This is a genomic window from Acidovorax sp. GW835-FHT14B10 (genome assembly GCF_058793725.1).
In genome coordinates this window covers 56,851-66,785 of record NZ_JBXAGC010000027.1, presented here as the reverse complement: position 1 = coordinate 66,785, position 9,935 = coordinate 56,851, and the positions used below count along the sequence as shown (strand labels likewise).

The 9,935-nt window shown below is 64.8% G+C and carries 9 protein-coding genes, 2 pseudogenes and 1 riboswitch; of the genes and pseudogenes, 6 read left to right on the top strand and 5 right to left on the bottom strand.

Going from position 1 to position 9,935, the window contains the following annotated elements; translation table 11 throughout:
- Positions 1 to 231: 231 nt before the first annotated feature.
- From thiE to AC1Q5S_RS17980, 3 genes and pseudogenes are all read right to left on the bottom strand, one after another.
- Positions 232 to 870: a thiamine phosphate synthase gene (gene thiE, locus AC1Q5S_RS17990; RefSeq protein ID WP_492239140.1), complete on the bottom strand. Its 639-nt coding sequence runs from the start codon at positions 868 to 870 to the stop codon at positions 232 to 234.
- Between the two features lie 7 nt (positions 871 to 877).
- Positions 878 to 1,711, bottom strand: coding sequence for a hydroxyethylthiazole kinase (gene thiM, locus AC1Q5S_RS17985; RefSeq protein WP_303837293.1), 834 nt, complete (start codon positions 1,709 to 1,711; stop codon positions 878 to 880).
- A 40-nt stretch (positions 1,712 to 1,751) separates the two neighbouring features.
- Positions 1,752 to 1,848: riboswitch (TPP riboswitch) on the bottom strand.
- Positions 1,849 to 1,872: 24 nt separating this feature from the next.
- Positions 1,873 to 2,289 (bottom strand): annotated as a pseudogene (locus AC1Q5S_RS17980) (ATP-binding protein); the annotation flags it as partial.
- A gap of 118 nt (positions 2,290 to 2,407) precedes the next feature.
- Here AC1Q5S_RS17980 and AC1Q5S_RS17975 point away from each other — a divergent pair.
- Positions 2,408 to 3,635 (top strand): annotated as a pseudogene (locus tag AC1Q5S_RS17975) (IS256 family transposase).
- A gap of 106 nt (positions 3,636 to 3,741) precedes the next feature.
- Here AC1Q5S_RS17975 and AC1Q5S_RS17970 read toward each other — a convergent pair.
- Positions 3,742 to 4,332, bottom strand: coding sequence for a c-type cytochrome (locus tag AC1Q5S_RS17970; protein ID WP_303837289.1), 591 nt, complete (start codon positions 4,330 to 4,332; stop codon positions 3,742 to 3,744).
- The gene (soxC, locus tag AC1Q5S_RS17965; RefSeq protein ID WP_422206114.1) at positions 4,316 to 5,614 is read right to left on the bottom strand and encodes a sulfite dehydrogenase; all 1,299 of its coding nucleotides are present in this window, start codon (positions 5,612 to 5,614) and stop codon (positions 4,316 to 4,318) included. Before soxC ends, AC1Q5S_RS17970 begins: the two co-directional genes overlap by 17 nt.
- Before the next feature lie 305 nt (positions 5,615 to 5,919).
- Here soxC and AC1Q5S_RS17960 point away from each other — a divergent pair, with 305 nt between their 5' ends.
- From AC1Q5S_RS17960 to modB, 5 genes are all read left to right on the top strand, one after another.
- The gene (locus AC1Q5S_RS17960) at positions 5,920 to 6,360 is read left to right on the top strand and encodes an MFS transporter (protein WP_422206112.1); all 441 of its coding nucleotides are present in this window, start codon (positions 5,920 to 5,922) and stop codon (positions 6,358 to 6,360) included.
- 190 nt (positions 6,361 to 6,550) lie between these two features.
- A complete protein-coding gene (locus AC1Q5S_RS17955; protein WP_422206110.1) occupies positions 6,551 to 7,594 on the top strand; it encodes a methionine ABC transporter ATP-binding protein in 1,044 nt (347 codons plus the stop codon).
- A gap of 3 nt (positions 7,595 to 7,597) precedes the next feature.
- A complete protein-coding gene (locus tag AC1Q5S_RS17950) occupies positions 7,598 to 8,263 on the top strand; it encodes a methionine ABC transporter permease (RefSeq protein ID WP_092700573.1) in 666 nt (221 codons plus the stop codon).
- 143 nt (positions 8,264 to 8,406) lie between these two features.
- Entirely contained in the window at positions 8,407 to 9,177 is a 771-nt protein-coding gene (gene modA, locus AC1Q5S_RS17945; protein ID WP_492239139.1) for a molybdate ABC transporter substrate-binding protein, read from the top strand.
- Between the two features lie 80 nt (positions 9,178 to 9,257).
- Positions 9,258 to 9,935, top strand: coding sequence for a molybdate ABC transporter permease subunit (gene modB, locus AC1Q5S_RS17940; RefSeq protein WP_092700576.1), 678 nt, complete (start codon positions 9,258 to 9,260; stop codon positions 9,933 to 9,935).

Sequence of the window (9,935 nt, the reverse complement as noted above, 5' to 3'; positions counted from 1 at the left end):
GGCCATCTGTCTGTCCTGCGCCGAGTGAAGGTCGGCTCAGGTTTGGAGTTTACTTAATTTACGGATAAATCCTAAGTATCGGGCGTCGGTCGCGCAGTGGAAGTCCGAGCTGGCCATGTTGCGCCGGATGGATGAGGCCATGGCGGCGGAGCTGGAGCGCGTGCTCGACAGCGGCGGCGCGGCAATCGGGCGCGGCGGGATCGCGGCGCAGTACGAGTCGCCGCGGTCGCGTCAGGTGCCGGCGCCGCGCATGCTGTCGCGCAACAGCCGCGCCGCGGCGGCCGGGTCCGTCGCCGCGCACAGCGCGCTCACGACGGCCACGCCGTCGGCGCCCGCGGCCATGACGGCGGCGGCGTTGCCCGCGTGAATGCCGCCGATCGCGACCAGCGCTCGCGCGGTGCGCGCGCGGATCTCGCGCAGGCCATCGAGTCCCAGGGCCGGCGCGGCATCCGCCTTGGTCCCGGTCGCGAACACCGGGCTGATCCCGTAGTAATCGACTGGCGCGAGTTCGGCGGCGGGCAGTTGCGTCAGCGCCTCGATCGACAGGCCGATGAGCGCCCGCGGCATGAGCCGGCGCACGTCCTGCGGCGGCATGTCGCTCCGGCCGACGTGCACGCCGTCGGCGCCGCAGGCCAGCGCCACGTCGACGCGGTCGTTGATGATCAGCGGCACGCCGCGCGGCGCGAGCAACGCCTTCAGCGCGCGCGCCCGTTCGACGAAGGCCCGGGTGTCCAGTGCCTTTTCGCGCAGCTGGACGCAGCTCACGTCCCCGCGCGCGGCGGCCTCGACGACCGCGAGCACGCCGCGCTCGCCGCACAGCGCGCTGTCGGTGACCAGGCACAGGCGCAGGACGTCGATCCGGAATTCCACGGCGCGATCAGGCGCGCAGCGCCAGCTTGAGCCGGGACGCGAAGGCCTCGCGCTCGAGCAGTTGTAGGCCGTCGAGCAGTTCGATCTGCAGCCGCCCCACGCCCGCGCCGGCGGCCTGGGTGCGCTCGACGGCCAGTTCGCCGACGACGCCGAGGCAGGCCATCGCCGACACCGTGGCGCGCCAGGCATCGGGCTGCACGGCGGCGAACGCACCCACCAGGGCGCTGGCGGAACAGCCCACGCCGGTCACGCGCGTCATCCAGGGATGGCCGTTCGAGAGCATGGCCCAGCGGCCCGACGCGTCCACCACATGGTCTTCGGCGCCGCTCACGCACACCACGCCGCCGATGTCGCACGCCAGCGCCTTGGCGGCGTCCACCGCCTCGCTCGACGACGCGCCGCTGTCGACGCCCCGCGTCTTCGCCGCCAGGCCGGCCACGCTCATGATCTCGGAACCGTTACCGCGCACGATGTTCGGCGCGCCCGCGCCCATCAGCTCGGCCAGCGCGGCGTTGCGATACGGCGTGGCGCCGGCGCCCACCGGGTCCAGCACCACCGGGATGCCGCGGGCGCGGCCGGCCAGCAATGCGGTCTTCATCGCCCGGATCCAGTCCGGCTCGAGGGTGCCGATGTTGAGCACCAGCGCCTGCGCGATGCCGACCATGTCCGCCACCTCTTCCTGGGCATGCGCCATGACGGGCGAGGCGCCCACTGCCAGCAGGGCGTTGGCGTTGTAGTTCATCACCACGAAGTTGGTGATGCTGTGCACCAGCGGCGCTCGCTCGCGCACCGCCTGCAGGTCGGCCCACGCGGCGGCGGCATCGATCGGGTTGTGGCCCATCCGGACATCCTTCTGGCAAGCGGGTCGGCTGGCGGAAGGCGCAGGCTGCGCATCGCTTCCCTCCGCTGGCACGACCCAGTTCAGGTTCAAAGGGTATTTCTCAGTCGGCGCTGGCGCCGACACCCCTAGCTTTTTTCCGGGCGGTGCCCGGCTGGTCGCGATTATCCCTGGAGCGCGTCGGCGGGCTCCTCGGACCGCACCCGCGCCGCGGGCAGCTCGATCGAAAACGTGGACCCCGCGCCCGGCCGGCTCTCGATCTTCAGCTCGCCGCCGTGGCGCTGGGCCACGTGCTTGACGATGGCCAGGCCGAGGCCGGTGCCGCCGGTCTCGCGCGAGCGGCTTCGGTCGACCCGGTAAAAGCGTTCGGTGAGCCTGGGAATATGCTCCGGCGCGATGCCCGGCCCGGTGTCGCGCACCGAGAATTCCAGCCGCCCTTCTTCGGCCAGCTGGGCGCGCACCGCGACGCTTCCGCCGTCGGGCGTGTAGCGCACCGCGTTGCTTACGAGGTTGGAGAAGGCGCTGGCGAGTTCGGTGGCCACGCCGCTGATCCGGGCGCGTGGCGCCGGCTCGAAGCGCAGGTCGAGCGTCTTGCCCAACGCGGCGGCGACCGAACGGGCATCCTGCTCGGAGGGTGTGCAGAATTTTGTGTAAACGGACAATTCCACGCGGGCGCAAGCCCGCATGTCCGCAAACACCATGGCCCCCAAGAAACACGACGTCCCCGAAGAACTACTGGCCGGCTTGCTGGCCAACTACAAGAAGCCTGAAGACCTGATTGGTGAGAACGGCCTGCTCAAGCAACTGACAAAGCTGCTGGTCGAGAAAGCGCTGGACGCCGAGCTAACCGAGCACCTGGGCCACGAGCGCCACGAAGCCGTCGCCAACGCCAGCGGCAACACCCGCAACGGCAAGAGCAGGAAGACCCTCAAGGGCGAGTTCGGCGAACTGCCTATCGAGGTTCCGCGTGACCGCCACGGCAGCTTCGAGCCACAGCTCATCCCCAAGCACCAGGCTCGCTGGAGCGGCTTCGACGACAAGATCATCTCGCTGTACGCCCGCGGCATGACGGTGCGCGAGATTCAAAGTCACCTGCAGGAGATGTATGGCACCGAGGTCTCGCCCAGCTTGATTTCATCGGTGACCGATGCGGTGGCCGACGAGGTCAAAGCCTGGCAGGCACGGCCGCTCGAAGCCATCTATCCCATCGTTTACCTGGACTGTATCCATGTGAAGGTGCGCGAGGGCGCAGTGCGCGTCAAGGCGGTGTACCTGGCCATCGGCATCACCATGAACGGGGAGAAGGAGGTGCTGGGCCTGTGGCTGGCCCAGACAGAGGGTGCCAAGTTCTGGCTGCAGGTGGTGACCGAATTGCGCAACCGGGGCGTGCAGGACATCTTCATCGCCTGTGTCGATGGGCTCAAGGGCTTTCCCGAGGCCATCGAGGCCGTGCTCCCCAAGGCGGTGGTGCAGCTGTGCGTCGTGCACATGGTGCGCCACAGCCTGAACTACGTGTCGTGGAAAACGCAGGAAAGAGGTGGCCACCGATTTGAGGCGCATCTACCAATCGGCCACCGCCGAGGAGGCCGAGCTGCGCCTGGGTGAGTTCGAGGCCAAGTGGGATGCCGAGTACCTGCCCATTGGCCAGTCCTGGCGCAGGAACTGGAGCCGCTTGACCCCGTTCTTTGACTACCCGCCTGAAATCCGCAAGGTCATCTACACCACCAATGCCATCGAGTCGGTGAACATGGGCTTGAGGAAGCTGACGAAGAACCGGGGTTCGTTCCCAAGTGACGAGGCGCTGACCAAGCTGTTTTATCTGGCCCTGCGCAACATCAGCCAGAAGTGGATCATGCCTATCCGCAATTGGAAAGCTGCGCTGACCCACTTTACCATTCAGTTCGCAGACCGCATCTCTGTCAACTGAAGTCCGACCCGTTTACACAAAAAATCGGACACGCCCGGCCGAGGGCAGGGCGCTGCAAACTGGAGGGGGGGATGGCTCGCCCCCTAATGCGAACTCCCTCGCGTGCTCATTTCGAGTGCGGTGCCTTGGAAGCGGGTACGAATCTTTCAGGCCGGTGATCCGCAACGAAGCCATTTCGGTTCGGCATCTGCACCTGGGGTAGCGTGCTGGCATCGAGCGTGGCATCGGGGCCGACGATCTTCGCCTCCGAGAGGATGTAGGCCGAGATGGCATAAACCTCGTCATTGCTCAGACTGCCTGGTGTGTACAGAGGCATTGCACGCTTGACATAGTCGAACAGCGTAGTTGCATAGGGCCAGTAACTTTCGATTGTCTTCACGGGCGCCTTCTTGGCGTCGCTGTTTACCAGGCTGCCGCGACCACCGATGAGCTTGTCTCCGATGCCACCCTGTAACTTGTCGCCATGGCAGGCCACGCACTGTGCCTCATAGATCGCTTTTCCCTGCATGACTGAACCTGATCCGAGTGGCAGACCGCGCCCATCGGGCAGCGGCGAGACAAAGGTCTTCAATTCGTCGGCGGTCGCCAGGCTGCCGATGCCGAACCCCTCGGCGGCGGTGTTACCCGCCGCGAAGCACGAACTGGTGAACAGACAGAAAGCGGCGAAACGAACTCCGCGCTCAATAGTGGTGGACATTGGAGACCTTTCCGTCATTCGCGACCTGCCAGCTCTGGATGGCATTCAAGTGATAGATGGAGCCGATCGGACCATTCAGTGCGCCGCCCCGCGCGGCAATCAGCTGCCCGAGTGTGGGTTGCACGTAGCCCGTGTCGTCAGTGCAGCGACTTTGCAGGATGGCCGCCTTGCCATCCCAGCGCCAAGGAAGTCGAAAACGCGTGTGGCAAATGGGCAGAACAGGGCCCTGCAGCGCTGCCGTCTTCCAGGTCGCGCCGCCGTCGGTCGAAACCTCTACCTTCCTGATGGCTCCGCGACCGGACCATGCCAATCCAGTGATTTCCAGAAAACCAGGCCCGTCAAGCTGCATCTCACCGGACGGCGAGGTGATGACGGACTTGGCATCCATCTCGAACGAAAACTGCACCGCCTTGCCATCGGGCATCAGATCTGTGTATTTGGAGGTCTCCTCGCGCGTCATGAAGGGCGTATCGGAGACCTCGATGCGGCGCAGCCACTTGATGTGGGTGTTTCCTTCGTAGCCCGGCACGATCAACCGAAGTGGATAGCCCTGCTCGGGTCGAAGCGCTTCTCCGTTCTGGCCGTAAGCCACCAGACAGTCCTTCAGTGCTTTGGCCATGGGGATGCTGCGGGTCATTACCGAGGCGTCGCCGCCTTCGGCAAGTAGCCATTTGGCATTGGTGCGCAGACCCGCTTCACGCAGTACCGTGGCCAGAGGCACTCCAGTCCATTCGGAACATGAGGTGAGACCATGCGTGCCCTGCACAGTCTTCATTGTTGGCTTGGACCATTCGGTCAGGCCGTTCCCCGAGCACTCGATGAACATGATGCGCGACAGCGACGGGAACCGGCGGATGTCGGCCATCGTGAACTTTCGCGGCTGCTTGACCATGCCGTGCACGTACAGCATGTGCTTGGCCGGATCGATCACCGCAGTTCCGCCGTGACTGCGCTCGAAGTGAAGACCCGAAGGCGTGATGATGCCGATACTGTTCTGCAGCGGTGTCATTGTCCACGACGACGCAGGCGTCGCGGTCTTGAAGCGCGTGCGGACCTCGGTCTCAAACTGAGAGCGTGAGCCATAGCTTGAGTCCTCCAGCGGATAGCCCTGGGTCTTGGTCGCGTCGGCAGGCACCTCGCGTTCAACCGCGCCCAGCGGCGCCGCCGCGCGCGCGGTACCTGCGACACCAACGACGGCTGCTGTGCCATTGATCAAAAAGCGTCTTCGGAGGCTGCGCATGCGCTCGGTGTTGGCAGTTGCAGCAAGGGTTCGGTCGTCCATCAGATTGTCTCCTCTTCGGTTGTGAATCGGTCTGTGGTCCCAGGTGCAGGGGTACGCTCATCGCTACCTCGATACCTGCATCGTCCAGGTCCGGTGCTCAGGGCGCCGGGCCGAGCGTGATAAACGCGTTGGGCAAAAGCTGCGTTGCACCTTTCATGGCGCGGTTTCTCTAAATCAGCTTATCCAAGGTGCTGGCATCGTGCTCATTCGTAACTACTTATTGACAAATTGTCATTCTTTTGATTAGCGATAATTCGCCCTGCTAGCACACGGGTACGGGCGTGTTAGAAACGGGAATACACGGCATGTCCCTGATTGACAGCAACTGCTTTAAGTCGCCTGGGGGAATCAGACAATTGCGCAGACTAATGTTCTTCTTCCAGGGCCAATTCATGCTGGCACGGCTGGAAGGGGGCAGGTCAATTGCCAGCGGCCTGCTGTTGCTGGCGTGGGTACCCGTGGTGGCCTGGGCCGTGCTGGGCTGCTTCCTGGCGGGGCTGGGCTTTTACATGCGGCACAACACTTTGCAGACGCAAGCAACGCAGATGGCGCCGCAGGCGCGGGGCACTGCCGTCACGCTGTTTGCCTGCCTGTTGTTTCTGGGGCAATCCATGGGCGTGCTGGTGGTGGCGGCCAGCGTGGACCGGGGTTGGCTGGCAGCGGTGTTCACCGGTCCCGCGCTGGGGGTGCTGGCCCTCGGCGCGTTGGTTGCGCGCGAACTGCAGGCCCGCCACCGGCCGGCGTGAGGGGTCCCACCCCCGCCGGAGTCTTCCTGGATGTGCGCCGATGACGGCGCCGCGTTGGCCAAATAACCAGAGGGTCTTATTACTTTATTTTTTGATATTTTGATGGTTTATATTTTCTGATTACAGTTCAGCCTCCCTCCAACTTTTTGCGCTGCGGTGGCTCCAGGCCTTCGCGGCGCAATGTCATTTCATGATCGATTTACGGGGTATCACCCAGATTTATCCGGGCCCACAAGGCCCGGTCGAGGCCCTGCGTGGCATCGACCTGCACATCACGCCGGGCGAAGTGTTCGGCATCATCGGCCGCAGTGGTGCGGGCAAAAGCTCTCTGGTGCGGGTGATCAACCTGCTCAACCGGCCCACCCGGGGCGAGGTGATCGTGGCAGGCCGCGATCTCACGCAACTCAAGGACGCCGATCTGCGCGCCGCGCGCCGCGACATCGGCATGGTGTTCCAGCACTTCAACCTGCTGTCGTCGCGCACGGTGTTCGACAACGCCGCGCTGCCCTTGGAGCTGGCGGGCATGGACAGGGCGGCCATCCGTGCGCGGGTGAATCCGCTGCTTGATCTCGTGGGCTTGTCGGCACTGGCCGACCGCTACCCCGCGCAGATTTCGGGTGGACAAAAGCAACGCGTAGGCATTGCGCGCGCGCTGGCCAGCCGGCCCAAGGTGCTGCTGAGCGACGAGGCCACGTCCGCGCTCGACCCCGAAACCACGCGTTCCATCCTGGCGCTGCTGCGCCAGGTCAATAAAGAGCTAGGTCTCACGGTGGTGCTGATCACGCACCAGATGCAGGTCATCAAGCAGGTGGCCGACCGCGTGGCGGTGATCGATGCCGGGCGCATCGTGGAGCAGGGCCCCGTGATCGACGTGTTCACGCGCCCGCAACAGTCCATCACCAAGAGCCTGATCGATGAGATCGTGCCGCAGGAGCTGCCCGCCAGCGTGCTCGACCATGTGCGCCACCTGTCGGGCCAGCTGCAGGGCAGTGTGGGCCAGTTGCTGCGCCTGTCGTATTCGGGCGAGCGGGCCTACCAGCCCATCCTGTCGCGCCTGATCCGCGAGCACGGGCTGGACCTGTCCATCCTGCATGGGCAGATCGACGAGATCCAGGACCAGACCTTCGGCTCGCTGGCTGTGTATGCCAGCGGAGACGGCGCCCGGCTGCAGACCGCCATTGCGCAGCTGCGCGGCGAAGGCGTGGTGGTGCAAGAAGTGACAACGGAAGGTTGAGCGATGTTCGAGAATTTTTCAGAAATGATGCTGGAGCTGTTTGCCACCTCGCTGTGGGAAACCATCGTGATGGTGGGCATCTCGGGCGTGGTGGGCGGCCTGATCGGCATTCCGCTGGGGGTGTTTCTGCGCCTCACGGACCGGGGTGGTGTGCTCGAAAACAGCCCGCTCAACAAGACCGTGGGCTGGATCGTGAACGCTGTGCGCTCCACGCCGTTCATCATCTTGCTGGTGGCGATCATCCCGTTCACGCGGCTGATCACGGGCTCGTCCATCGGCACGGCGGCTGCCGTGGTGCCGCTCACGCTGGCGGCCGCGCCGTTCGTTGCCCGCCTGGTGGAAACCGCGCTGCGCGAAGTGGACAACGGTCTGGTCGAGGCCGCCCAGTCGATGGGGGCGACCACCGGCCAGATCGTCTGGAAGGTACTGCTGCCCGAGGCCCTGCCCGGCATCGTGGCCGGCCTGACCATCAGCTTTGTGAGCCTGACCGGCTACTCGGCCATGGCCGGTGCCATTGGCGGCGGCGGCCTGGGCGACCTGGGTATCCGTTATGGCTACCAGCGCTTTTTGCCCGACATCATGCTGGCCGTGGTGGTGGTGCTGATCTTCTTTGTGCAGGCCATTCAGAGCCTGGGCGACTGGGCGGTGAGGCGCCTGAGTCATCGCTGATTGCTATAAATAAAATAGCTTATGATGCTTGCTGCATAGGCGCTAGAGCATTATTCCATTGAAAATTGACCGGATCGCATCAACAGGTCCGTGTGGGGTGGCGGCAATGGGCGGGTCCGGATGCGTGCCGTATGCTTGCGGCCATGCTTTTTTTTCGCCCCTTGCTGTTTGTCAGCGCCATGCTGTGTGCCGTCTCGGCCCATGCCGGGAAAATCACCGTGGCGGCTGCGGCTGATCTGAAGTTCGCCATGGACGAGATCGTCACCACCTTCCATCAGGCCCACAGCGCCGACCAGGTGGATGTCATCTACGGCTCGTCGGGCAAGTTCCACGCCCAGATCCAACAGGGCGCGCCCTACGACCTGTACTTTTCGGCGGACATCGCCTTTCCGCGCGCGCTGGCCAAGGCCGGATTCGCCGCCTCCGAGGCCAAGCCCTACGCCCTGGGCCGCATCGTGCTGTGGAGTGCCGGCATGGACGCCCGCCAGATGACGCTGGCCAGCCTGACCGGCGCCAAAATCGCCCGCGTCGCCATCGCCAACCCCCGGCATGCACCCTATGGCAAGCGCGCCGAAGAAGCGCTGCGGGCTTCGGGCCTGTGGGACAAGGTCGAACCCAAACTGGTCTATGGCGAGAACATCGCCCACACTGCGCAGTTTGTGCAGACCGGCAATGCGCAGGTGGGCATCATCGCGTTGGCCCTGGCGGTCAGCCCCGAACTGGCCAGAAAGGGCGGTTACTGGCTCATTCCGGACGATCTGCATGCGCCGCTGGAGCAGGGGTTCATCATCACCCGGCGGGCAGAGAACAACGCGCTCGCCCAGCAGTTCGCTGATTACATGGGCAGCAAGGCCGCCCGCGCCGTGATGACCCGGTATGGTTTCGTCCTGCCCGGCGAAACCGCCAGCAAGTAGGGTGCCGGCGTACATGCAGGCATTGGTCATGGCTTGGGCTGCATCGCCGGGGCACCATGTGATTCGTGGGAGGCAACACCATGCTGACGGACGGTGACCTGCAAGCCCTCTGGCTGACCGTGCGCCTGGCGGGCCTGGTCACCCTGATCCTGCTGCTGCTCGGGACACCCATCGCCTGGTGGCTGGCACGCACCCCGTCGCGCTGGAAGGGACCGATCGGCGCCGTGGTGGCCTTGCCCCTGGTCTTGCCGCCCTCGGTGCTGGGCTTTTACCTGCTGCTGGCGATGGGGCCCAGCGGCTTGGTGGGGCAACTCACCCAGGCATTGAACCTGGGCCCACTGCCTTTCACTTTCGGCGGCCTGGTCATTGCCTCGGTGTTCTATTCCCTGCCTTTCATGGTGCAGCCACTGCAAACGGCTTTCGAGGCGGTGGGCGACCGGCCGCTCGAAGTGGCCGCCACGCTGCGCGCCTCGCCGCTCGATGCCTTCTTTACCGTGGCCGTGCCGTTGGCGGCGCCGGGTTTTCTGACGGCCTCGGTGCTGACTTTCGCCCACACCGTGGGCGAGTTCGGTGTGGTGCTGATGATTGGCGGCAACCTGCCCGGCGTCACCCGCGTGGCCTCGGTGCAAATCTACGACCATGTGGAAGCGCTGGAATATGTGCAGGCGCACCGGCTGTCGGCGGTGATGCTGGTGTTCTCGTTTGTGGTGCTGCTGGCCCTGTATGCCTGGCGCCCGCAACCCAAGAGGGGTGGCTGA

Coding starts and splice junctions, on each gene's coding strand:
- thiM (WP_303837293.1), bottom strand. CDS start 1,711: ATGGGCCACAACCCGATCGATGCCGCCGCCGCGTGGGCCGACCTGCAG.
- AC1Q5S_RS17970 (WP_303837289.1), bottom strand. CDS start 4,332: ATGTCCACCACTATTGAGCGCGGAGTTCGTTTCGCCGCTTTCTGTCTG.
- soxC (WP_422206114.1), bottom strand. CDS start 5,614: ATGGACGACCGAACCCTTGCTGCAACTGCCAACACCGAGCGCATGCGC.
- AC1Q5S_RS17960 (WP_422206112.1), top strand. CDS start 5,920: ATGTCCCTGATTGACAGCAACTGCTTTAAGTCGCCTGGGGGAATCAGA.
- AC1Q5S_RS17955 (WP_422206110.1), top strand. CDS start 6,551: ATGATCGATTTACGGGGTATCACCCAGATTTATCCGGGCCCACAAGGC.
- AC1Q5S_RS17950 (WP_092700573.1), top strand. CDS start 7,598: ATGTTCGAGAATTTTTCAGAAATGATGCTGGAGCTGTTTGCCACCTCG.
- modA (WP_492239139.1), top strand. CDS start 8,407: ATGCTTTTTTTTCGCCCCTTGCTGTTTGTCAGCGCCATGCTGTGTGCC.
- modB (WP_092700576.1), top strand. CDS start 9,258: ATGCTGACGGACGGTGACCTGCAAGCCCTCTGGCTGACCGTGCGCCTG.